Genomic DNA, 24839 nt, shown 5'->3' on the forward strand with positions numbered 1-24839 from the left:
ATTGATATGGAAAATATCGCATTAATAGAGTCATTTTCAGAATTTAAGGATGATAAGTTAATCGATCGTGTTACGCTGATGGCGATCTTAGAAGATGTATTTAGGAATGCATTAAAAAAGAAATTTGGTAGTGATGATAATTTCGATATCATTATAAATCCCGATAAAGGGGATTTAGAAATTTGGAGAAACCGTGTGGTGGTTGCAGATGGAGAGGTTGAAGATGGGAATCAGGAAATATCTCTTTCTGAAGCTCAGAAGATAGAACCGGATTTTGAAATTGGTGAAGATGTTTCTCAAGAAGTAAAACTGATAGATTTAGGAAGACGTTCAATTTTAGCTTTACGTCAAAATCTAATTTCTAAAATACACGAACACGACAATACAAATATCTATAAGCAATTTAAAGAGTTAGAAGGAGAGATATATACGGCAGAAGTGCATCATATTCGCCATAGAGCGATAATCTTATTAGATGACGAAGGGAATGAGATTATTTTACCTAAAGACAGACAGATACCTTCGGATTTCTTCAGAAAAGGAGAGAATGTAAGAGGAGTTATCGAATCTGTAGAGTTAAAAGGTAATAAACCAGCTATTATAATGTCCAGAACATCTCCTTTATTTTTAGAGAAGTTGTTTGAGTCAGAAATACCTGAGGTGTTTGACGGATTGATTACAGTGAAAAAGGTAGTTAGAATACCAGGTGAAAAAGCTAAAGTTGCTGTAGATTCTTATGATGATAGAATTGATCCCGTTGGAGCTTGTGTTGGTATGAAAGGATCACGTATTCACGGTATCGTTAGAGAGCTCGGGAATGAAAATATAGATGTAATTAATTATACAAATAACTTACAGTTATATATCACGAGAGCTTTAAGTCCTGCAAGAGTAACATCTATAAAGCTTAATGAAGAAGGAGGTCGTGCAGAAGTTATGTTAAAACCTGAAGAGGTTTCTAAGGCTATTGGACGAGGAGGTCATAACATACGATTAGCAGGTCAATTAACTGGTTATGAGATAGATGTATTTAGAGAAGGTGTAGAGGAAGATGTAGAGTTATCAGAGTTCTCTGATGAGATTGATTCTTGGATTATAGAAGAGTTTGCTAAAATAGGATTAGATACAGCTAAGAGTATTTTAGAACAAGATATTAAAGATTTAGTAAAAAGAACAGATCTTGAGGAAGAGACTGTTGGTGAGGTTATTAGAATATTAAAATCAGAATTTGAAGATTAATAACTTCAATTAATTTATATTTGAGCATAAAATAATAGGCATTTATGGCTGAAGCAAAAACAATGAGATTAAATAAGGTATTACGCGAATTCAATATCTCGCTAGATCGGGCTGTTGACTTTTTGAATTCAAAAGGTCATGAGATAGACTCGCGTCCTACCACAAAAATTTCTTCAGAGATCTATCAGCTGTTGTTTGACGAATTTCAGACAGACAAGAGTAAGAAGGTGGCTTCAAAAGAGGTTGGAGAGGAAAAAAGAAAAGAGAAAGAAGCGCTGCGTGTGCAGATTGAGTCGGAGCAGGAGGAAAAACGTAAGCGTGCTGAAGCCCGTGAAGTTGTAAAAGCTAAAGCCCAATTAACCGGACCTAAACAAGTTGGTAAGATTGATTTAGACAAGAAAGAAGAAACTGCCGAACAGCCCAAAGAAAAAGAAGCAGTGGAAGCTCCAAAAAAAGAGGAGAAAAAAGAAGAGGAAAAGAAACCCGAAGTTATTTCAAATAGACCTCCAAAAAAGGGTATTAAGGTAGCTAAAGTTGCCGCTATTGATCTAGAGCAGAAAAAAGCTTCAAAACCGGTAGAGCAGCAAACACCTAAAAAGGATACTTCGGTTGCTCAAGAGCCCGAAGCTCAGGCAGAATCTGTAAAGGTTGAAACGCAATACAAGAAATTGGATGGTCCTAATTTTACAGGTCAGAAAATTGATTTAACTAAATTTCAGAAGCCGCCTAAGAAGAAAGAAGATAAGTCGGATAAATCTTCTGATGGAGATGCAAAGAAGCGCCGTAGAAGAATAAGTAAAGACGGTGGCGGTAAACCAGGAGGACCTGGTAATAGACAAGGTGGCGGTCGCGGTCCAGGAAATCGAGGTCCCGGAAACCGTGGTCCCGGAAAAGGAAAAAGACCTGCAATTGTTAAAGAAGAACCAAGCGAAGAAGAAGTACAAAAGCAGGTTAGAGAAACTCTTGAAAAGCTTCAAGGGAAATCTAATAAATCCAAAGCAGCAAAATATCGTAGAGATAAGCGTGATCAACACCGTCAGAAAGTAGAGGACGATGTAGCACAACAAGAACAAGAAAGTAAAGTACTTAAGGTAACTGAATTCGTTACTGTTTCAGAGGTAGCCACGATGATGGATGTTCCTACGACTCAAGTAATATCGGCTTGTATGTCATTGGGTATCATGGTTACTATGAACCAGCGTTTGGATGCTGAAACACTTTCTATCGTTGCAGATGAATTTGGTTATGAAGTTGATTTTGTAACATCAGATATAGAGGAATCTATAGAGGAAATTGTGGATGCTCCAGAAGATCTTATGTTAAGAGCTCCTATTGTTACTGTAATGGGTCACGTAGATCACGGAAAAACATCTTTACTGGATTATATTCGTGAAGAAAATGTAATTGCCGGAGAAAGTGGTGGGATAACTCAGCATATTGGGGCATACGGAGTGCAATTGAGTAATGGACAAAAAATAGCGTTCCTTGATACTCCGGGTCACGAAGCCTTTACGGCGATGCGTGCTCGTGGTGCCCAGGTAACAGATTTAGCTATTATTGTAATTGCAGCAGATGATGATGTGATGCCGCAAACAAAAGAAGCCATTAGTCACGCACAAGCTGCAGGGGTACCAATTGTTTTTGCAATTAATAAAGTGGATAGGCCAGAGGCAAACCCAGAGAAGATAAAAGAGAAATTAGCAGCTATGAACTTGTTGGTAGAAGATTGGGGAGGAAAAATTCAATCCCATGATATTTCTGCTAAAACCGGGCAAGGAGTTAAGGAGCTTTTAGAAAAAGTACTTTTGGAAGCTGAAATACTAGAACTTAAGGCTAATCCTGATAGATTGGCTTCAGGAACAGTAGTAGAGGCGTTCCTTGATAAAGGTAGAGGGTATGTGTCTACAATTTTAGTACAGACAGGTACGCTACGAGTTGGTGATTACGTGTTAGCTGGTAAAAATAGTGGTAAGGTGAAGGCGATGCAGGATGAACGAGGTAATAATGTAAAAGAAGCTGGACCTTCTACACCGGTATCGATATTGGGTCTGGATGGAGCGCCACAAGCAGGTGATAAATTTAGTGTTCTGGAGGATGAAAGAGAGGCTAAAGATATTGCGTCTAAAAGAGCTCAGTTACATAGAGAACAATCTGTTCGTACACAAAGACACATTACGCTGGATGAAATTGGACGACGAATTGCTCTTGGAGACTTTAAAGAATTAAATATTATTCTTAAGGGTGATGTGGATGGTTCAGTAGAAGCTTTGACGGATTCGTTCCAGAAATTATCTACCGAAGAAATTCATGTAAATATTATTCATAAAGCCGTAGGTGCTATTACAGAAAGTGACGTGTTACTAGCATCGGCTTCTGATGCGATCATCATTGGATTTAATGTAAGGCCTGCCGGTAATGCTCGTCAGGTAGCTGATAAAGAAGAAATCGATATCAGAACATATTCGATTATTTATGATGCGATCAATGATCTTAAGGATGCAATGGAAGGTATGCTTTCTCCAGTAATGAAAGAAGAAATTACCGGTACTGCAGAGATTAGAGAGACATTTAAGATATCTAAAGTTGGAACCATTGCAGGTTGTATGGTTCAAACCGGTAAAATAATCCGTAACGCAGGGATACGATTAATCCGCGAAGGAGTTGTTGTATATACCGGAGAGCTTTCTTCTTTAAAGAGATTTAAAGATGATGTAAAAGAAGTTGCTAAAGGATATGATTGTGGTTTACAGATTAAAAATTACAATGACATTAAGATAGGTGATGTAGTTGAGTCCTTCCAGGAAGTAGCTGTGAAGAAAAAATTATAATACCACATAATTAAGTAAATAAGAAAGCCTGATCATATGATCAGGCTTTCTTATTTACAAGTATTTGGATGATATAAAAAAAGATTTATTTTTTTTCAGGTTTAAAAGGAAATGCTCCTGCAAATTCTTTTTTAATATCTTTTAAAGCTCTGTCCATTTCTAATTTACTACGGTAGTTGCCAATCCAAACTTTAAAGTCCGGGGTTTCCCATTTAATGTCTGTTTTCCATTGGGGAAATGTGGTCTCTGCTTTTCTTAGAACTTTTTGAGCCTCGTTCATATTTCCGTTATATAACTGGATTCTATAATTCTCACTTAACACCCCATCTTTATCCATTTTTGTTTTGATATCCAACAACTGCTTAATCCTGGGATCTTGATTTACGGTAATCGTGGGTTCGGCTGGAGGGGTCATTTCTATAGTGGTAAAAACAGTCGGATTGTCAGAATTTGTCGAATCCTGTGCACTTAAATAAGTGATTCCCGAAAAACAAAAACCTAATAGTAAAAGGTTGTTTTTTTTATTTAAAATTCTCATTACAAATAGATTTGATACAAAGGTAAAGTTTAATAACTCAATATCCTTTAAAAATATTATTTAGAATTGTTATAAATTAGCACTTAACAGTTCGCTAACATTTCTAAAATCGACTTATTATAGTACTTTTGCTGTCGAATTAAACGGACTTGGTTTTTTGTCATTTTTTACGAATAATGAAAAAACCATACCAAAATTTAGACGATAATTCTACTTAATAATATGAAACAGGTGAAATACCGAAATTCAGCCTCAAAACTCCTACTTCTAGGAACTGTTTTTTTATTCTCTTTATTGAATCCAGTTTTTGCGCAGGAAGAAGCGGCAACAACGGAAGCTGCAGCTGTAGAATCCACTGATGGTGGAGATGTTGCGAAAGGAGAAGCTTTGTTCAAATCGCTTTGTGCTGCTTGTCATAAGCGGTATAAGAAAGCAGTTGGTCCAGCGCTTTTTGGAGTAGCTGATAAGTATGAGAGAGAGTGGTTGTATTCTTGGATTAAAAATAGTGCCGCAATGATTGCATCAGGTGATGCACAGGCCATTGCTATTTGGGAGGAGTATAATAAGACTTCGATGAATGCATTTCCTCAACTAACAAATACTGATATCGACAATATCTTGGCATATGTAATGGTGCCTAAGGCAGATCCGCCACCTGCAGCTGCGGCTGGAGCTTTGCCTACTGGTTCTTCAGGAGGTTCAGGTGTTTCTTCTAACCTTGTATTAGCGGCATTAGCATTAGTGTTCCTAATGCTAGTGGTTGTTTTGTTCCTAGTGAATAAAACACTTAGAAGTTTCGCAGAAGCTAATGGTGTTGAATTACCAGAGGCAGAAGCTAGAACTCCAATATGGAAGGCATTTGTTCAGAACCAATTTTTAGTATTGGTTACTGCTGTATTCTTGTTGTTAGGAAGTGGGTACTTTGTATACGGATATTTTATGCAAGTAGGAGTTGATCAGGGATATATGCCGATTCAGCCAATTCATTATTCGCATAAGATTCATGCGGGCGAAAATAAGATAGAGTGTAAGTATTGTCACTCTTCGGCAAGAGTGTCTAAGCATTCTGGAATCCCTTCTTTAAATGTTTGTATGAATTGTCACAAATCTATTGCTGAGGTGGCAGAAAGTACGGCTACAGAGGAATATTCAAAAGAATTCTATGACGGTGAAATTCAGAAATTATATAAAGCCGTTGGTTGGGACGAGAATACACAATCGTACACTGGTGAGACTGAACCTGTGAAATGGGTACGTATTCATAATCTTCCTGACTTTGCATATTTTAATCACTCTCAGCACGTAAGTGTTGCAGGTATTGAGTGTCAGAAATGTCATGGACCGGTAGAAGAGATGGAGATTATGTACCAACACGCTCCTTTAACTATGGGATGGTGTATTAACTGTCACAGAGAAACTAATGTGAAAATGGAGGGCAATGAGTATTATGAAAAGATTCATAAAGAATTGTCTAAGAAATATGGAGTGGATAAATTGACTGCTGCTCAAATGGGTGGTCTGGAATGTGGTAAGTGCCACTATTAATAAATGATTTATTCGTTAAGCGAAAATAAGTAAGAAGCTAATATCAATTATATATGTCATCAAACAAGAAATACTGGAAAAGTGTTGAAGAGCTAAACGAAAATAGCTCTATTGTTGAGACGCTACAACAAAATGAATTCGTTCAGGAGATTCCTACGGATGAGTTTTTAGGAGATAAATCATCTCTGGAAAGTTCTTCGACTTCTCGTCGTGATTTTCTTAAATATGTAGGTTTTAGTACTGCAGCTGCATCCTTAGCAGCTTGTGAAGGCCCAGTGATTAAATCAATACCATATGTGGTGCAACCAGAAAGAATTGTTCCTGGTGTAGCAAATTATTATGCGACTACAATTGCTGATGGTTTTGATTTTGCTAGTGTTTTAATAAAGACAAGAGAGGGTCGACCAATCAAAGTGGAGAATAATAATCTGGCTACTTCTAACGGAGAAGCTAATGCCCGAGTTCATGCCTCGGTTCTGTCTTTGTATGATAGTTCTCGTTTACAAGGTCCGAAGAAGGGTGAAGAGGATATTAGCTGGGAAGATCTGGATAAAGAAGTTGGTGCTAAACTTAATAGTCTTGGAGGAAAACAAATTGTTTTATTGACTCAGACTTTTGCGAGCCCTTCGACTTCTAAATTGATAGCAGAGTTCAAAGCAAAATATAGTAATGTTTCTCATATAGTGTATGATGCGGTTTCTTCTAGTGAAGCATTGGATGCGTATGAGATGATGTATGGTGAAAGAGCTTTAGCGGATTATGACTTTTCTAAAGTAAATACCATTGTAAGTATTGCTGCAGATTTCTTAGGAGATTGGCAAGGTGGTGGATATGATGGAGGATATGCTCAAGGTCGTGTTCCGAAAAATGGTAAAATGTCAAAGCATATTCAGTTCGAGGCAAACATGTCTCTTTCTGGAGCAAATGCAGATAAAAGAATAAAAGCTACTCCAACACAGCAGAAGCAAGTGTTAGCTGCTTTATATAAGTATGTTACCGGAGCTGGGTCAAAAGGATCTTTAGACGCTGCATTGGATGCTGAGGTGGTAAAAGCTGCTAAGCAAATTCAGAAAGCTGGAAGTAACGCTGTTGTTGTTTCGGGAATTCAGGATGTAGATGCACAGTTGTTAGTTTTAGCAATAAACAAGCATATTACAAGTAAAGCTTTTAATAAAAATACGCCTCGTAAAATACGTCAGGGTAATGCAAAAGCTGTTGCTCAGTTAGTAAAAGATATGAACGCAGGACGCGTTGGAGGTTTGTTAATCGCGGGAGTTAATCCTGTATACACGCTTGCTAATGCCAATGAGTTTAAAGAAGGTCTTAAAAAAGTAGATGTATCAGTTGCATTTAGCATGCATAATGATGAAACTGCTTTAGAATGTAATTATGTGGCTACGACTCCGCATTATTTAGAGTCTTGGGGTGATGTTGAACTAAAGAAAGGAAGCTACAGTTTAATGCAGCCTACTATTCGCCCTTTATTTGATACCCGTCAATTTCAGGAAACATTATTAAAATGGACAGGAAATACAGTTGCATATAATGACTATATAAAAAGTGCGTGGACAGGGGTTCTAGGAGGAACTTCTTGGAATCAAGCATTGCACGATGGGGTATTGGTCAAGCCAGTACTAGCAAAAGAATCGTTAGAAACTGCCATTGCTACTCCAGAAGGAGATACTGCAGAAACTGAAATTCCAGTAGGTCCTAACGTAGGAGCAGCGGCAAGAAGATTGTCTACAGCAAAATCAAACGGATTAGAACTTACTTTATATACAAAAACTGCATTAGGTGATGGACAGCAGGCAAACAACCCTTGGTTGCAAGAGATGCCGGATCCAATTACCAGAGCTTCTTGGGATAATTATTTAACAGTTTCCAGAGCAGATGCAGAAGCTTTAGAATTGGTGAATGAGAATGTCGCTAACGGAGCTTTAAATGGAAGTTATGCTACTGTTACAGTTAATGGAGTTAATATAACTGCACCGGTAATTATTCAACCGGGACAAGCTCAAGGATCTGTAGGTTTAGCTTTAGGGTATGGTAAGAAAGCAGGTCTTAAAGAGGAAATGCAGGTAGGGGTAAATGCATATGCATTATATCAAAACCAAAATGCTGTTCAATCCGTTACGTTAGCAAAAGCTGAAGGTACGCACGAATTTGCTTGCGTGCAATTACACAATACATTAATGGGTCGTGGTGATATTATCAAAGAAACGACGCTAGAGATATTTAATACTAAGGATAAACACGAATGGAATGCGATTCCAGAAGTGAGTAAAAATCATATAGAATATGAAGTAACTTCTCCAGAAGTTGATCTTTGGGATGAGTTTGATCGTTCTATTGGACATCATTTTAACCTTTCTATTGATTTAAATGCTTGTACAGGATGTGGAGCTTGTGTGATTGCATGTCACGCAGAGAACAATGTTCCTGTAGTAGGTAAGTCTGAGATCAGAAGATCTCGTGATATGCACTGGTTGCGTATCGACCGTTATTATTCTTCAGAAGATAGCTTTGATGGCGATAATCAAAAGAAGAATGACATGAAAGGGCTAAGTAGTTCTTTGTCTGAGTTTGGAGAGATGGAAGTGCCTTCAGATAATCCAGAAGTTGCTTTTCAACCGGTAATGTGTCAACACTGTAATCACGCACCTTGCGAAACTGTTTGTCCTGTTGCGGCAACATCTCACGGTAGACAAGGTCAAAATCATATGGCATATAACCGTTGTGTAGGTACTAGATATTGTGCAAACAACTGTCCTTATAAAGTACGTAGATTTAACTGGTTCTTGTACAACGAAAATGATGAATTTGATTACCATATGAATAATGATTTAGGTCGTATGGTATTAAATCCTGATGTTACGGTTCGTTCAAGAGGAGTTATGGAAAAATGTTCTATGTGTATCCAAATGACTCAAAAGACAATTTTGGATGCTAAGCGAGATGGAAGAGCTATTAAGGATGGAGAGTTCCAAACAGCTTGTTCAGCTGCTTGTTCTTCTGGTGCAATGACATTTGGAGATATCAATGACAAGGACAGTAAAGTAGCTAAATTAACTGAGGATAAACGTATGTATCACTTACTTGAGCACGTAGGTACGAAACCAAATGTGATGTACCAAACGAAAGTAAGAAATACTACAGAAGCCTAATTAACTAAATAAAGAATCAATTCAATTATAAAGGATTATGTCTCATTACGAAGCACCTATAAGAAAGCCTTTAGTAACTGGCGATAAAACGTACCACGATGTAACTGTGGATGTTGCTGCACCAGTTGAAGGTAAAGCAAATAAATCTTGGTGGATTGTGTTTTCTATCGCTCTTTTTGCTTTCCTATGGGGAATAGGTTGTATAATTTATACAGTATCAACAGGTATTGGAACCTGGGGATTAAATAAAACAGTAGGATGGGCCTGGGATATTACCAACTTCGTTTGGTGGGTAGGTATAGGTCACGCAGGAACATTAATTTCTGCAGTACTATTGTTATTCCGTCAAAAATGGAGAATGGCGATAAATAGATCTGCAGAAGCGATGACCATATTTTCGGTTATTCAGGCAGGTTTGTTCCCTATCATACATATGGGACGTCCTTGGTTGGCATATTGGGTATTACCTATTCCGAATCAGTTTGGTTCTTTGTGGGTAAACTTTAACTCACCATTGCTTTGGGATGTATTTGCGATCTCAACCTATCTTTCGGTGTCATTGGTATTCTGGTGGACTGGTTTGTTACCTGATTTCGCTATGATTAGAGATCGTGCAATTACACCTTTCAATAAAAAAATATATGGTATCCTTTCATTTGGATGGAGTGGTAGAGCTAAGGATTGGCAACGTTTTGAAGAAGTATCTCTAGTGCTTGCAGGTCTGGCAACTCCATTAGTACTTTCAGTACATACAATTGTATCTTTTGACTTTGCTACATCAGTGATTCCGGGATGGCATACAACGATCTTCCCTCCATATTTTGTGGCAGGTGCGATCTTTTCAGGATTTGCAATGGTAAATACACTTCTTATCATAATGAGAAAGGTATCTAACCTTGAGAATTACATTACTATACAACATATAGAATTGATGAACATCGTAATTATGATTACGGGTTCTATAGTTGGTGTTGCGTATATTACAGAGCTGTTTGTAGCTTGGTACTCTGGTGTTGAGTACGAACAATATGCATTCTTGAACAGGGCAACTGGACCTTACTGGTGGGCATACTGGGCGATGATGTCTTGTAACGTATTCTCACCACAGTTTATGTGGTTCCCAAAATTAAGAAGGAGTATAATGTTCTCATTTATCATCTCTATTGTGGTAAACATTGGAATGTGGTTTGAGCGATTTGTAATTATTGTGACTTCGCTTCACAGAGATTACTTACCATCATCTTGGACGATGTTTTCTCCTACGTTTGTTGATATAGGAATATTTATCGGTACCATAGGATTCTTTTTCGTATTGTTCTTATTATATGCACGTACATTCCCTGTGATTGCTCAAGCAGAAGTAAAAACTATTTTGAAATCATCTGGTGAGAAGTATAAAAAACTTAGAGAAGCAGGAATAGATCACAGAGATGAGCTTCCAAAGGTTGGAGTTAAGGTTTCTTCAGAAACGATTGTAAAAGATATGGATTCAGAAGATACCCAAAAGAATCTGGATAGTTTATTAGGTAACATCGGTTCTTTTGATGCAAACGTTCAGAAGCCGGATGATCTTAAAAAGATAAATGGAATTGGTCCAGTGATGGAGGTTAAACTTAACGAACTAGGTATATTTACTTTTGATCAGGTAAGTAAAATGACTGAAACAGAATACAATTTATTAGATAGTATCACAGAATCTTTCCCAGGAAGAGCACAACGCGATGATTGGGCTGGGCAAGCTGAAAAATTAAAAAACAACTAGAAGTATGGCATCTAAAGTTATACATGCATTATATACAGATGATGATGTCCTAATGGACGCTGTAAAGCAGGTTCGCGCAGAACATTATCATATTGAAGAGGTTTATACTCCTTTTCCTGTTCACGGTCTTGATAAAGCAATGGGATTGGCTCCAACTAGGTTAGCAATAACATCGTTTATGTATGGATGTGTTGGTTTAACAGTGGCAATCACCATGATGAATTACATTATGATTGAAGATTGGCCTCAAAACATCGGAGGAAAACCAAGTTTTAGCTATATCGAAAATATGCCGGCTTTCGTTCCAATTATGTTCGAACTTACAGTATTCTTTGCAGCGCATTTAATGGTAATTACCTTTTATATGAGAAGTAAGTTGTGGCCATTTAAAGAAGCTGAAAATCCTGATGTAAGAACTACAGATGATCACTTCTTGATGGAAGTAGATGCTGGGAGTCACGATCTGGATGCAATGACAAGTTTCTTAAGTAATACAGGTGCTGTTGAAATTAAAGTAATAGATAAGCAAGAAGATAACCATTAGTAATAATGAAGAATAGTTTAAATATAATAGTAGTTGCAATAATGATGATAAGTATTGTTTCTTGTAAAAAAGATTCAAAACCAAATTATCAGTATATGCCTAATATGTATGAACCAATAGGTTATGAAGCTTATGGTGAGTACGATGTTTTTCCAGGAGGTCAGGAAGCAATGCTACCTGTAGTGGGTTCTGTTCCAAGAGGGTGGATGCCGTATGATTATAAGAATGCTCCCGAGGGTTATCAATTAGCGAAGGATTCCTTAAAGAATCCAATTCGTTACACAAAAGAAAATGAGGAAGCGGGTAAAGCTTTATATGATATCTATTGTGCAATTTGTCACGGAAGTAAAGGGGATGGAAAAGGAACTTTAGTGCAAAGAGAAAAAATTCTTGGTGTTCCTAGCTATGATGATGTTGGTAGAGCTATTACAGAGGGTAGTATCTATCACGTAATGTATTACGGAATAAATTCTATGGGATCCTATGCTTCTCAGACCAATGAGCTCGAACGCTGGCAGATTGTACAGTATGTTCAGAAACTAAAGGCTGATCTTGAGGGTAAAACAGCGCGAATTGATAAAGAAAGTGATGCTCCTTCAAATTTAATTCCTGCGGTAGAGAAGAGACCCGAAGTAATTGAAGAAACTCACTAATTAATAAAAGTTAAGAATAACGATATTATAAAAATATGTATACGCTATCAAGTAAATTAAAATTATTTTCTATCATTCTTGTGGTTGTTGGTGCAATTGGGCTTACTATAGGTTTCGTTTCGGCTCCAAGTACTATCGAAGAGGTAAAAGAAATGATGGCAGAACACGATGCTCATGGAGGTGGACATGGTGATACGCACGCAACAACAGATACACATGCTACAGATGGGCATGGAACTGAAACTCATGGAAAAGAAGATGCACACGGTGGAGATGCTCATTATGAGCACACTTTACATCAATTACAGAATAAGCCTTGGGCAGCATTGTATGTAGCAGCGTTTTTCTTTTTTATGATTGCATTAGGTGTATTGGCATTTTATGCGATACAGTTTGCTTCACAAGCAGGTTGGTCTCCAGTTTTATTTAGAGTGATGGAGGCGATTACGGCATATTTAGTTCCTGGAGGGATCATACTTTTTGTGATACTTGCCTTATCAGGTTTCCATATAAATCATTTGTTTGTATGGGCAGATCCAGAAGTAGTTGCTCATGATAAGTTATTACAAGGAAAAGCTAGTTGGTTAAATGGTGGTTGGTTTATTTTTAGAGCAGCATTTTTCTTAGGTGGATGGATGTTATATAGACATTTTGCTGTTAAGTACTCCAGAAAGCAAGATGAAGATGCAACTGGTAATAAGTGGTACAAAAAGAGTTTTAAGATTGCAGCCGGATTCCTAGTGTTTTTTATATACACCGAGTCTATGGCTTCTTGGGATTGGATTATGAGTTTTGATCCGCACTGGTTTAGTACACTATTTGGTTGGTATGTATTCGCTAGTTTATTTGTATCTGGTATTACTACAATCGCTTTAATTACAATCTACTTGAAGTCAAAAGGATACTTAGAATTTGTTAATAATAGTCACATTCATGATTTAGCTAAGTTTATGTTTGGTGTTAGTATATTCTGGACGTACTTATGGTTCTCACAGTTTATGCTGATCTGGTATTCTAATATACCTGAGGAGGTAACATATTTCATTACTCGTATTGAAGATTATAAATTACCATTCTTCGGGATGTTAGTGATGAACTTTATATTCCCATTATTAGTATTAATGAATAGCGATTACAAACGTATTAACTGGTTTGTTGTAATGGCGGGGGTCATTATTTTATGCGGACACTATGTGGATGTTTTCAATATGGTAATGCCTGCAACAGTAGGAGAATCCTGGTTCATTGGTGTTACCGAAATTAGTGCTGTATTATTGTTCTTAGGTTTATTCTTATTTGTAGTATTTAAAGCACTTACCAAAGCACCATTATTAGCTAAGGGTAATCCTTATATCGAAGAAAGTAAACACTTTCATTATTAAAAATTAGATCGTAAAAAAGAAGATAGATAAAAAATGACTGTATTCTTAACCATAGTAGTTATAGCGCTTATTGGAATCTCCTTATGGCAGATGTCAAAAATATTGAAATTGTCTCAAGCTAAAGGTGCGGATGATTCTCAGGTAGCTAATGACAAGGATAATAACTTACAAGGTAAGTTGATGCTTGCTTTTGTTGTATTCATATACCTTTTGACAATATTTTGTTTTGTACAATATAATAGCTTTTTCCTTCCGGAATCTGCTTCAGAACATGGAGTAGAGTATGATAGGTTAATGTTAATCTCTATGGTGTTAATCATGTTTGTTCAGATTATTACACAGGGACTATTACATTTCTTTTCTTATAAGTATAGGGGAAATAAAAACAATAAGGCGTTATTTTTTGCAGACAATGATAAATTAGAATTTATCTGGACAATTATTCCAGTGATTGTTTTGGCAGGATTGATCATATACGGATTGTTTACTTGGACTGATATCATGAATATTGATGAAGAAGAAGGAAATCCTTTGATTATAGAGCTTTATGCGTATCAATTCGATTGGAGAGCTAGATACTCAGGAGAAGATAACGTGTTAGGAAAAGCAAATGTTCGTTTTATAGAGGGAGTAAATACATTAGGTTTAGACGCTTCTGATTCTTATGGAATGGATGATAAGATCGTAAACGAGTTACACCTACCTGTTAATAGAAAGGTAATTTTTAAGATGCGTTCTCAGGATGTATTGCACTCTGCTTATATGCCTTTTTTTAGAGCTCAAATGAATGTAGTGCCTGGTATGATAACAGAATTTTCATATACACCAACCATGACTTCTGAAGAAATGCGTAATAGCGAGTTTATGGTAGAAAAGGTAGCTACTATTAATAAGATTAGAAGAGAAAAGAGCAAGCAGTTGGTGGCGGCCGGAGATGAAGCTCTTGAGAATTATGAATTTGATTATTACTTATTATGTAATAAAATTTGTGGCGCTTCTCACTACAATATGCAAATGAAAATTGTAGTCGAGTCAGAAGAGGATTACAACGCTTGGTTGAAAACGCAACAGACTTTTAAAGAGCAATTATCAGCTCAGGCAAGTAACTAAGAAGAAAAAGAAGAATTAATATATTTTATTAAAAGAATTACTGTATGTCAGCAATAGCACACGTAGATGGTCACGCAGAAGATCACGATCACGGACATCATCATAAAGAGACATTTATAACTAAATACATTTTTAGTCAAGATCATAAGATGATCTCCAAACAGTATTTGATTACTGGTTTGATTATGGGGATTATTGGTATTGCAATGTCTTTACTGTTTAGATTACAATTGGCATGGCCTGATCACAAGTTTACTGTTTTTGAAGTTTTACTAGGAAAGTTTGGTGAAGATGGTGTTATGGACCCTAGTATGTATTTAGCATTGGTAACCATTCATGGTACCATCATGGTTTTCTTTGTATTGACTGCCGGTTTGAGTGGTACGTTTAGTAACCTTCTGATTCCTTTGCAGATTGGTGCAAGAGATATGGCTTCTGGATTCTTAAACATGATATCATATTGGTTGTTTTTCTTAAGTAGTGTTATAATGGTGTTGTCTTTATTTGCTGAGGCAGGACCTGCATCTGCTGGATGGACAATTTATCCACCTCTAAGCGCCTTACCTCAAGCAATTGGTGGTTCTGGTACAGGAATGACGTTATGGTTAGTTTCTATGGCTATTTTCATTGCATCTTCTTTACTAGGTTCATTGAATTATGTAGTTACCGTAATTAATCTACGAACCAAAGGGATGTCAATGACCCGTATGCCATTAACTATTTGGGCGTTCTTTGTAACTGCTATTATTGGTATCGTATCATTCCCGGTTTTACTATCTGCAGCTTTGTTACTTATAATGGATAGAGGTTTCGGAACTTCATTTTATTTAAGTGATATTTATATCGCTGGAGAAGTATTACATAATCAAGGAGGTTCACCAGTACTTTTTGAACATTTGTTTTGGTTCTTAGGTCACCCTGAAGTATATATTGTATTATTACCTGCATTAGGAATAACATCAGAAATTATAGCAACAAATGCTCGTAAGCCTATCTTTGGATATAGAGCGATGGTTGCTTCGATCTTAGCCATTGCATTCTTATCTACAATTGTTTGGGGTCACCATATGTTTATCTCCGGAATGAATCCATTCTTAGGTTCGGTATTTACATTTACAACGCTATTGATTGCAATACCATCTGCGGTAAAAGCATTTAATTATATAACAACTCTATGGAAAGGTAATCTGCAGCTTAATCCTGCAATGTTATTTTCTATAGGATTAGTATCTACATTTATTACAGGAGGTCTTACAGGGATTATTCTTGGAGATAGTACTTTAGACATTAATGTACACGATACATATTTCGTGGTAGCACATTTCCACTTGGTAATGGGTATCTCTGCATTATATGGTTTGTTTGCAGGAGTATATCACTGGTTTCCTAAGATGTATGGTAAAATGATGAATAAGAACTTGGGATATGTACATTTCTGGGTAACAGCAATAGGTGCTTACGGAGTATTCTTCCCGATGCACTTCATTGGTATGGCAGGATTACCACGTAGGTATTATACAAATAGCTATTTCCCGTACTTTGATGATTTGGCAGATACGAATGTGTTAATTACTGTTTTTGCTTTAATTACAGCAGCAGCACAATTAGTATTCCTATATAACTTTATACATTCAATTTTCTACGGAAAGAAAGCAACACAAAATCCTTGGAAATCCAATACTATGGAATGGACTACTCCGGTAGAACATTTACACGGTAACTGGCCTGGAGCTATTCCTCACGTATATAGATGGCCTTATGACTATAGTAAAACCAGAGAAGATGGTGAGTATGTAATCCCTGGACAAGATTTCGTTTCTCAAATCACTCCATTACAAGATGGTGAAGAAGAGATGCATCATTAAAAATATCATTAAAAGAGAAAGCCCTTTTGACCAGTGTCAAAAGGGCTTTCTCTTTTTAAATCAAGATGGTTTTTAGTTACAATATTGAAAATAGTAACTTAGTGATGTGTAAAAGTTACATTTTAGTCATATTAAAACAACAACTTATAATTGAATTTTATTTCCCCAGCACATATCTCTTGTTATCTAACTATCGTAATAGTATTTTTTTGTGGGTTATTTTTTGGTAACGAAGAATTGGTTTTCATAAAACCAATTTCATCTTTAACACTGATTTGGATCTATTTTGAAAATATAGAAAAAGTTAGGGTTTTGTATCCTTTTATTATCATAATCATAATAGTAAATGATGTTCTGGTCTTAAGCGATTTTGAGCGATTTTTCGACTATATAGGTATTTTATTACCGCTCTATTATTCGTTATGTTCTTACTTGTTATTTCCATTTATTTCTTTCAGAGGCATTAAATACAAAGAGGTGTTTTCGCCTTCAGTTTTAATAAGTTTATTGTTGGTTATTTACCTCGCCTTTTCAATATTTAATATGACAATGCCTGGTTTTAAGGAATCAATTGGTTATGCTATACTAATAATTATTTCATTATTTTATTTTTTAGCGTGCTGCTTTATAATTTATTTGAGAAATCATCATACACACTCTTATTATTTATTGATTGCAGCAAGTAGTTGTATTTTGGTAAATGCTTTGGTACCTATCCAAGAGTTGTATTATCATAATTCAGTTTTTGAAGCGGTGATATATTCGGCGGATATTATTGCAATGTTTTTCTATCTTAAATTTTTGATACATGCTAAGCCAATAAAAGAAAGTAATAACGCTAATTTTATTTAGTATCATAGAGCTTTGTATAGTTTGGATTATTTGATGAATCAGTATAATAATGTGATTTCAGAATGAATGAAAACCCCTTTGAAAGATTTGATGTTAAATCAAAATAATTTTTCACGGTTAGTATGTTATCTTTGTTGAAGAATATAGAAAATTGTTATTTATGAACGAAAATCTAAATCCGTCAAGCGAAAACTTTTCTAATGAAGACTTAGATATAGAAAGAGCTTTAAGACCACTTGCTTTTGAAGATTTTGCTGGACAGGATCAAGTGCTTGAAAATCTAAAAATTTTCGTTCAAGCAGCAAATCTAAGAGATGAGGCGTTGGATCATACCTTGTTTCATGGACCTCCTGGTTTAGGTAAAACTACATTAGCACATATTCTTGCCAATGAACTAGGAGTCGGAATTAAAGTTACTTCAGGACCCGTTTTAGATAAACCTGGTGATTTAGCTGGTTTGTTAACCAATCTTGATGATAGAGATGTGTTATTTATAGACGAAATTCATCGATTAAGCCCAATTGTGGAAGAGTACTTATATTCGGCAATGGAAGACTACAAGATTGACATCATGATCGAAAGTGGTCCGAATGCACGTACAGTTCAGATTAACTTAAATCCATTTACTCTTGTAGGAGCGACTACTCGATCCGGTTTATTAACAGCACCGATGCGTGCTCGTTTTGGGATTCAGTCCAGATTACAATATTACACGACAGAGTTGTTAGCTACCATCGTAGAAAGAAGTGCACATATATTAAATGTTCCTATATCAATGGAAGCCTCCATAGAAATAGCGGGAAGAAGTAGAGGGACACCAAGGATAGCTAATGCATTGCTGCGTAGAGTGCGGGATTTTGCGCAAATCAAAGGTAACGGGAGCATTGATATAGAGATTTCTAAATTCGCTCTTAAAGCACTTAATGTAGATGCACACGGTCTTGATGAAATGGACAACAAGATTTTAACAACACTTATAGATAAGTTTAAAGGAGGCCCCGTAGGGATTACAACCTTAGCAACTGCAGTAAGTGAGAGTGCTGAAACTATAGAAGAAGTATATGAACCTTTTTTGATTCAACAAGGGTTTATTATGCGAACACCTAGAGGTAGAGAGGTCACAGAAGCAGCGTATAAGCATCTGGGGCGTGTTAAAGGAGGAATTCAGGGAGGTTTATTCTAAATTAAATCTTCCATTAATAACAGAAAGAAGTATGGTAATCCCAAAAGTCTCCTTTATTAAGGTTCTAAAAAATGCTAAAAGGATTTTAAGTAACCCATTGCCATTTCATCACGAGAATTTTAAAAAACATGGAGACGTTTTTCAAGTAAGTTTGGGGTTTGGGAAATCAGTAATTTTTACCAGAGATGCTGGTTTTGCAAAGCATATGCTACAGAATCAACATCGAAAGTATTATAAGTCGTCGCTTCAGACAAAAGACCTAGGGAAGTACATAGGAAATGGTTTATTGACTTCAAATGGTGAGCATTGGTTGAAGCAAAGAAGACTAATTCAACCTGCGTTTTACAAAAAAAAGATAGATCTGATTGCAGAAACAATTAGACAAACTATTAGAGAAGAAATCACTAGAATAGAACCGGATAAGACCATTGATATTTATCCGTTAATGAATGATTTAGCTTTTAAGGTTGTTGCAAAATCTTTGTTTAGCTACACAGATACAGGAGACACTATGGCTAGACTTCAGCATATTACTGAAGCTGCACAGAAATCCTTAATAAGAGAAATTAGACAACCTTATAAAAGATGGTGGTTTCATCTTAGTGGTCAGATTAAAACTACACTCACCTTAACTCAGGAAGCTAGAAATATACTGAACAATATCATTGAAGAAAGAAGAAATTCAAAAGACTCATATGATGATCTTTTGGATATGTTATTAAGTTCAACATACGAGGATGGTAGTGCCATGGATAATGAAAGGTTGATTGATGAAATACTCATTCTATTTGTGGCTGGACACGAAACTACGTCAAATGTCTTATCCTTTTGTCTAAGTTTATTAGCGTTGCATCCCAAGATTCAAGACAAAGCATACAAAGAAGTTCAGGCGCTTGGTTCAGAAGATTTGACATTAATGGAGCAATTTGATAAAAGTAAATATGTAGCACAATGTATTGAGGAAGCTATGCGCTTATATCCACCGGCGTATTTCTCCGATAGAGTTAATATAGAAGATGATACGTATAATAATATACTATTACCAAAAGGAACGACTATTCTAATTTCATTTTTTGAGATACATAGACATCAAGATTTTTGGAAGGATCCGTCGGTTTTTGAACCAGATCGCTTTCATTCTGATCATAAAAAAGAGTATTCTGATTGGTATTTTCCCTTTGGAGCCGGCCCAAGAATGTGTGTAGGTAGTAATTTTGCAATGTACGAAATGATTTATACGGTTAGTGAGTTAGTAAGAAAGTATAAAATTTCTACTTCGATATCCGAGATAAAGATAAAACCATTGATCACATTAAAACCGGTAAACGCGATATTGAGATTTGAAAAAAGATAAAATATTGTGAGTAATACAGCTTTGCATACTCAATTAATCAAATCCGAAGCAAAACGCTTAGGTTTTCTCTCTTGTGGTATTAGTAAGGCTGAGTTTTTAGAACAAGAAGCACCTCGTTTAGAAAAATGGTTGAACCAAAATATGCAAGGACAGATGTCGTATATGGAAAACCATTTTGACAAACGCCTTGATCCTACTAAGCTGGTTGAAGGCTCAAAAAGTGTCATTTCCTTATTATTGAATTATTTTCCTTCTGAAACTCAAAAAGATCCGGATGCACCTAAAATTTCTAAGTATGCATATGGTCAGGATTATCATCATGTAATAAAACATAAACTAAAACAACTTCAGGAGTTTATTTCAGAAAACATAGGGGAGGTTCACGGAAGAGCATTTGTGGATTCTGCACCCGTTTTAGATAAAGCATGGGCTGCAAAAAGTGGTTTGGGTTGGATTGGAAAGAATAGTAATCTGTTAACTCAAAAAGTAGGATCATACTACTTCATCGCAGAGTTGATTGTTGATCTGGAATTAGAATATGACACCCCGGTAACAGATCATTGTGGAACATGTACAGCTTGTATAGATGCTTGTCCTACGCAAGCAATTGTAGACCCTTATGTAGTAGATGGTAGCAAGTGTATTTCCTATTTTACCATCGAATTAAAAGAAGAAATTCCTTCTGATTATAGAGGAAAGTTTGATAACTGGATGTTTGGTTGTGATGTTTGTCAGGATGTGTGTCCCTGGAATCGGTTTTCGAAACCACATAATGAACCTCTTTTCAACCCTAAACCAGATATACTGGAAATGACTAAAAAGGATTGGGAAGAAATCACCCAAGAAGTTTTTTCAAAAGTATTTCAAAAATCTGCAGTGAAACGAACTAAGTTTTCAGGGTTAAGCCGAAATATTCAGTTTTTGAAATAAAAGCTTTTATTATTTGAAGATTTCATAATACAAACGGTTGTATACCTGTTTTTACTTGTTTTTGGTATAAAAACGTTAATAATTTTAGGATAAACTTGTATATTCATCAGATTTTTGGCTAAAAATTTAAGTAATTTTAACTCATAATTACTTAAAACTTAGAATTTCTAAGAGGCTGAAAAGGTATATAAAGCATTAAACATTTCACACATGAATGAATTATCTTATATCGACATTACAGTCATTGTAGTGTATCTCATCGGGATTATTATCTATGGAATTTCAAAATCAAAACGAGGAAGCTCAGAAGATTATTTTTTAGGAGGAAGAACTATGACCTGGCCTATTGTCGGGATTGCCTTGTTTTCTGCTAATATTTCTAGTTCTACCTTAGTCGGATTAGCCTCAGATGCGTATCAGACAAATATAAATGTATATAACTATGAGTGGTTTGCTGTTGTTGTACTGATCTTTTTTGCGATTTTCTTTCTTCCATTTTATCTAAGATCAGGTGTGTATACAATGCCTGAGTTTTTAGAAAGAAGATACGATAAAAGATCCCGCTATTATTTTTCATTTATTACTGTTGTAGGAAATATTTTAGTGGATACTGCAGCGGGCTTGTATGTTGGTAAAATCGTATTGACATTGCTGTTTCCTTCTATGGATTCTACCTTGATTTTAGTGATATTAGCCGTTGCAGCAGCAGCTTATACAATTCCAGGAGGATTAAACTCTGTAATCCAAACAGAGGTGATACAGGCAATTTTATTGATTATAGGATCTTGTTTACTAACATATTTTGCTTTTGAGCAATTAGGAGGCGGCTGGTCAGGAATGATGGCAAAACTGGATACCATGTTATCTGCTGGAGAAGTGAATTTTGGAGACCGTTTAGCAGAAGGAAAATATATACCGGCAAATTCTGATGAAGTCTTTAGTCTTGTTAGACCAGATAATGATGAATTTATGCCGTGGTGGGGATTGTTAACTGGAGTTCCATTACTTGGATTTTACTTTTGGGCAAATAATCAATTTATGGTACAACGAGTTTTGGGAGCTAAAGATCTCAATCACGGACGTTGGGGAGCATTATTTGCAGGGTTACTTAAGTTGCCAGTGATTTTTATTATGGTAGTTCCAGGAGTATTAGCTTTATTACTATTTAGTACTTTAGATATTACAGGTCTTAATTATGCGCTGACCGATGGTACTATTTGTAACAACCTTTCGGATTGCCCTAATCTTACATATCCGGTACTATTGTTTCAGTTATTACCAGTAGGGGTTTTAGGATTAGTAGTAGCAGGACTAATGGCGGCAATGATGTCTTCGGTTTCCGCAACTTTTAATTCTGCGTCTACATTAGTAACAATGGATTTTGTAAAACAACTAAAACCTGAGCTTACCAGTAAGCAATTAGTACGGGTAGGTCAAATTACTACAGTAATTTTAGTAGTATTGGCTATTTCTTGGGTTCCTTTTATTGAAAGTGTAAGTGATTCCTTATGGACATATTTGCAGTTAGTAATTGCGTATACCTGTCCACCGGCGGTTTCGACGTTTGTACTAGGATTATTTTGGAAACGTGCTAATGGAAATGGATCCATAGTTAGTTTGCTTACAGGTTTTTCATTAGCAGTTTTAATGATTTTATCTCAGACATTCGATTGGGTTCCTGCCGTAAACGAATTACATTTCTTAGCAAAAGCTACTTGGTTGTTCGTAATATGTGTAGCATTACATATGATTGTAAGTTTGACTACTAAACCTCAATCCGAACAACAAATCAAGGAGTATACCTATAAAAGAGAAATGTTTATAGAAGAATCTAAAGACCTGGTGGGATTACCTTGGTATAAAAATTACAGGATTTTATCTGTCATCCTTTTGATAGTAACTGCCGTGGTTGTTGGTTTCTTTTGGTAATACAAAACATTGAATATGCTAAATTTAAAGTTTAAATATATAGTGCTTCTGATGCTTCCTGCATTATTTGTAACCTGTACAGATGAAAAGGAAACCTCGTATTTAGGCCATCAGCAAACTTTGGATAAACTAATTCTTCAGGAAGATACGGATGGAGATAAGAAAATAACGGTTGATGATAAGGGGCCAAAACAATTTGAATTTGTCGATTCAAATGGAGAAGCAAACTTGATAAAAGGAACCTATCATTTATCTAATTTGCTTCAGGAATTGGCGATAGCCGAAAAAGAAGATACGATTTCCTTAGATAAAATAACAGAATCTCCAAGTCATAGAATTTCAAGACTAATAAAGACCAGATATTGGGATAACCTTACCAGATCAGTTGATAAAAACGGATTAGCAAAAGTATTAGAGGATACCAAATCGGAGACAGATAGTTTTAGATTGTATGTGCCTTATAAAGATCAAGAAGCTATTACGTATTTTGAATCTATAAAATCAGAAATTCCTAAGCTTAAAATAATAACGCTTCCGGAGGATATTACACCAGAATATGTGAAGACGTTAAACGAAATTCCTGGTATTTTAAATTTAGCGCACAGTAAAGATGAAAAGGGTAATTATCAAGCGAAGCCGTTTGTAGTTCCTGGTGGAAGATTTAACGAAATGTATGGTTGGGATAGTTATTTCGAATCGGTAGGATTATTGATTGACGACAGAGCTGATCTTGCCATGTCTATGGCAGATAATTTTGGATATCAAATCGAGCATTATGGAAAGATTCTGAACGCTAACAGAAGTTATTATCTTACCAGAACACAGCCACCTTTTTTTAGTTCTTTGGTCAGAGAAATATACGAGCAAAACCCTAAAGTTTCGAGAGACTGGTTATCGAACAATTTAAAGATGATCATAAAAGAATACGAAACCGTATGGATGGAAAAAGGAGTGCGTCTAACAGAGACTGGATTAAGTCGTTTTTACGGAGAAGGGATTGGAATTCCGCCTGAAACAGAAGCAGGCCATTTTGACTTTATATTAAATAAGTATGCAGAAAAATACGATCTAAGTTTGGAGGAGTTTACCAAAAAATATAATTCCGGAGAAATAGAGGATCAGGAGCTTGATTTGTATTTTACTCATGACAGATCTATGCGAGAAAGTGGTCACGATACCTCTAATAGATTAGATGATGTTTGTGTGCATCTAAATACTGTCGGGATAAATAGTCTGCTATATAAATACGAACAGGATATCGCCTATCTGATTAGAGAAGCATTTCAAGATATATTTGTAGTTGATCACACAAAATATACATCCTTTATGTGGTTGACTAAAGCTGAGAAAAGAAAAAAACTCATAAACAATTTGTTGTGGGATGCTGAAAAAGAAGTTTACTATGACTATAATTTTCTTTCCAAAACACAACAAAAAATAGAATCTGCAACTAACTATTATCCACTTTGGGCAGGATTATGTTCCAAAGAACAGGCTGCATCTTTGGTAAATAGTTTATTTAATAATTTAGTTCAGAAAGGCGGTATTGCTGCAACCACAGATATCTCAAATAAAGAAGATCCTAATGCTCCTCAACGCCAATGGGATTACCCTAATGGTTGGGCGCCACACCAAATGATGATCTGGAGAGGTCTTATCAACTACGGATATGAAAAAGAAGCACAGGAGCTAGTATATAGATGGTTGTGGATGATCACAAAAAATGCAGTGAACTTTAATGGCACTATTCCTGAAAAATATGATGTCGTGAAATGTACACATAAAGTATATGCCGAATATGGCAACGTGGGTACAGAGTTTGACTATATAACTCCTAGTGGATTTGGCTGGATGAATGCATCCTATCAGTTAGGCTTAAGTTTTTTAGATAAAAAATTAAAATCTCAATTAGATCAACTTGTAGATCCTGATGATATCTTTATCAGAAAAGGTAAATAAGT

General features: G+C 36.0%; 16 protein-coding genes. 15 read left to right on the forward strand and 1 reads right to left on the reverse strand.

What is annotated here, in order from left to right:
- The first annotated feature begins 6 nt into the window (after positions 1-6).
- Positions 7-1239, forward strand: coding sequence for a transcription termination factor NusA (gene nusA / locus ACFSR1_RS15420; protein ID WP_378293913.1), 1233 nt, complete (start codon positions 7-9; stop codon positions 1237-1239).
- Positions 1240-1283: 44 nt separating this feature from the next.
- Positions 1284-4067 carry a translation initiation factor IF-2 gene (gene infB, locus ACFSR1_RS15425; protein WP_378293914.1) on the forward strand — a complete coding sequence of 928 codons (2784 nt, stop codon included), beginning with the start codon at positions 1284-1286 and terminating at the stop codon, positions 4065-4067.
- Between the two features lie 85 nt (positions 4068-4152).
- Here the strand turns inward: infB and ACFSR1_RS15430 are convergent, their stop codons facing one another.
- Positions 4153-4605 carry an SPOR domain-containing protein gene (locus ACFSR1_RS15430; protein WP_378293915.1) on the reverse strand — a complete coding sequence of 151 codons (453 nt, stop codon included), beginning with the start codon at positions 4603-4605 and terminating at the stop codon, positions 4153-4155.
- Positions 4606-4827: 222 nt separating this feature from the next.
- On the opposite strand from ACFSR1_RS15430, the gene ACFSR1_RS15435 reads away from it, so the two are divergent.
- From ACFSR1_RS15435 to ACFSR1_RS15495, 13 genes are all read left to right on the forward strand, one after another.
- A complete protein-coding gene (locus tag ACFSR1_RS15435) occupies positions 4828-6150 on the forward strand; it encodes a c-type cytochrome (protein WP_378293916.1) in 1323 nt (440 codons plus the stop codon).
- A 53-nt stretch (positions 6151-6203) separates the two neighbouring features.
- On the forward strand, positions 6204-9314 hold the full coding sequence (locus ACFSR1_RS15440) for a TAT-variant-translocated molybdopterin oxidoreductase (protein ID WP_378293917.1): 3111 nt from the start codon (positions 6204-6206) through the stop codon (positions 9312-9314).
- Positions 9315-9348: 34 nt separating this feature from the next.
- Positions 9349-11076 carry an NrfD/PsrC family molybdoenzyme membrane anchor subunit gene (nrfD, locus tag ACFSR1_RS15445; protein WP_378294517.1) on the forward strand — a complete coding sequence of 576 codons (1728 nt, stop codon included), beginning with the start codon at positions 9349-9351 and terminating at the stop codon, positions 11074-11076.
- 4 nt (positions 11077-11080) lie between these two features.
- Positions 11081-11620: a DUF3341 domain-containing protein gene (locus tag ACFSR1_RS15450; protein ID WP_378293918.1), complete on the forward strand. Its 540-nt coding sequence runs from the start codon at positions 11081-11083 to the stop codon at positions 11618-11620.
- A gap of 5 nt (positions 11621-11625) precedes the next feature.
- The gene (locus tag ACFSR1_RS15455; protein ID WP_378293919.1) at positions 11626-12273 is read left to right on the forward strand and encodes a c-type cytochrome; all 648 of its coding nucleotides are present in this window, start codon (positions 11626-11628) and stop codon (positions 12271-12273) included.
- 35 nt (positions 12274-12308) lie between these two features.
- The gene (locus tag ACFSR1_RS15460; RefSeq protein WP_378293920.1) at positions 12309-13655 is read left to right on the forward strand and encodes a quinol:cytochrome C oxidoreductase; all 1347 of its coding nucleotides are present in this window, start codon (positions 12309-12311) and stop codon (positions 13653-13655) included.
- 33 nt (positions 13656-13688) lie between these two features.
- Positions 13689-14765 (forward strand): cytochrome c oxidase subunit II, encoded by a 1077-nt coding sequence (locus ACFSR1_RS15465; protein WP_378293921.1) that lies wholly within the window; start codon positions 13689-13691, stop codon positions 14763-14765.
- A 44-nt stretch (positions 14766-14809) separates the two neighbouring features.
- Entirely contained in the window at positions 14810-16630 is a 1821-nt protein-coding gene (locus tag ACFSR1_RS15470) for a cytochrome c oxidase subunit I (RefSeq protein ID WP_378293922.1), read from the forward strand.
- A 1012-nt stretch (positions 16631-17642) separates the two neighbouring features.
- A complete protein-coding gene (ruvB, locus tag ACFSR1_RS15475) occupies positions 17643-18665 on the forward strand; it encodes a Holliday junction branch migration DNA helicase RuvB (RefSeq protein ID WP_378293923.1) in 1023 nt (340 codons plus the stop codon).
- A 31-nt stretch (positions 18666-18696) separates the two neighbouring features.
- Complete coding sequence (locus tag ACFSR1_RS15480) at positions 18697-20019, forward strand: cytochrome P450 (protein ID WP_378293924.1); 1323 nt, start codon at positions 18697-18699, stop codon at positions 20017-20019.
- Between the two features lie 6 nt (positions 20020-20025).
- Complete coding sequence (queG, locus tag ACFSR1_RS15485) at positions 20026-20949, forward strand: tRNA epoxyqueuosine(34) reductase QueG (RefSeq protein ID WP_378293925.1); 924 nt, start codon at positions 20026-20028, stop codon at positions 20947-20949.
- A gap of 210 nt (positions 20950-21159) precedes the next feature.
- Positions 21160-22878: a sodium:solute symporter gene (locus tag ACFSR1_RS15490; RefSeq protein ID WP_378293926.1), complete on the forward strand. Its 1719-nt coding sequence runs from the start codon at positions 21160-21162 to the stop codon at positions 22876-22878.
- 15 nt (positions 22879-22893) lie between these two features.
- Positions 22894-24837, forward strand: coding sequence for a trehalase family glycosidase (locus ACFSR1_RS15495; RefSeq protein ID WP_378293927.1), 1944 nt, complete (start codon positions 22894-22896; stop codon positions 24835-24837).
- The last annotated feature ends 2 nt before the right edge of the window (positions 24838-24839 follow it).

The sequence above is a fragment of the Aquimarina rubra genome, from assembly GCF_042684305.1.
Classification (GTDB): domain Bacteria; phylum Bacteroidota; class Bacteroidia; order Flavobacteriales; family Flavobacteriaceae; genus Aquimarina; species Aquimarina rubra.

Coding starts and splice junctions, on each gene's coding strand:
- nusA (WP_378293913.1), top strand. CDS start 7: ATGGAAAATATCGCATTAATAGAGTCATTTTCAGAATTTAAGGATGAT.
- infB (WP_378293914.1), top strand. CDS start 1,284: ATGGCTGAAGCAAAAACAATGAGATTAAATAAGGTATTACGCGAATTC.
- ACFSR1_RS15430 (WP_378293915.1), bottom strand. CDS start 4,605: ATGAGAATTTTAAATAAAAAAAACAACCTTTTACTATTAGGTTTTTGT.
- ACFSR1_RS15435 (WP_378293916.1), top strand. CDS start 4,828: ATGAAACAGGTGAAATACCGAAATTCAGCCTCAAAACTCCTACTTCTA.
- ACFSR1_RS15440 (WP_378293917.1), top strand. CDS start 6,204: ATGTCATCAAACAAGAAATACTGGAAAAGTGTTGAAGAGCTAAACGAA.
- ACFSR1_RS15450 (WP_378293918.1), top strand. CDS start 11,081: ATGGCATCTAAAGTTATACATGCATTATATACAGATGATGATGTCCTA.
- ACFSR1_RS15455 (WP_378293919.1), top strand. CDS start 11,626: ATGAAGAATAGTTTAAATATAATAGTAGTTGCAATAATGATGATAAGT.
- ACFSR1_RS15460 (WP_378293920.1), top strand. CDS start 12,309: ATGTATACGCTATCAAGTAAATTAAAATTATTTTCTATCATTCTTGTG.
- ACFSR1_RS15465 (WP_378293921.1), top strand. CDS start 13,689: ATGACTGTATTCTTAACCATAGTAGTTATAGCGCTTATTGGAATCTCC.
- ACFSR1_RS15470 (WP_378293922.1), top strand. CDS start 14,810: ATGTCAGCAATAGCACACGTAGATGGTCACGCAGAAGATCACGATCAC.
- ruvB (WP_378293923.1), top strand. CDS start 17,643: ATGAACGAAAATCTAAATCCGTCAAGCGAAAACTTTTCTAATGAAGAC.
- ACFSR1_RS15480 (WP_378293924.1), top strand. CDS start 18,697: ATGGTAATCCCAAAAGTCTCCTTTATTAAGGTTCTAAAAAATGCTAAA.
- ACFSR1_RS15490 (WP_378293926.1), top strand. CDS start 21,160: ATGAATGAATTATCTTATATCGACATTACAGTCATTGTAGTGTATCTC.
- ACFSR1_RS15495 (WP_378293927.1), top strand. CDS start 22,894: ATGCTAAATTTAAAGTTTAAATATATAGTGCTTCTGATGCTTCCTGCA.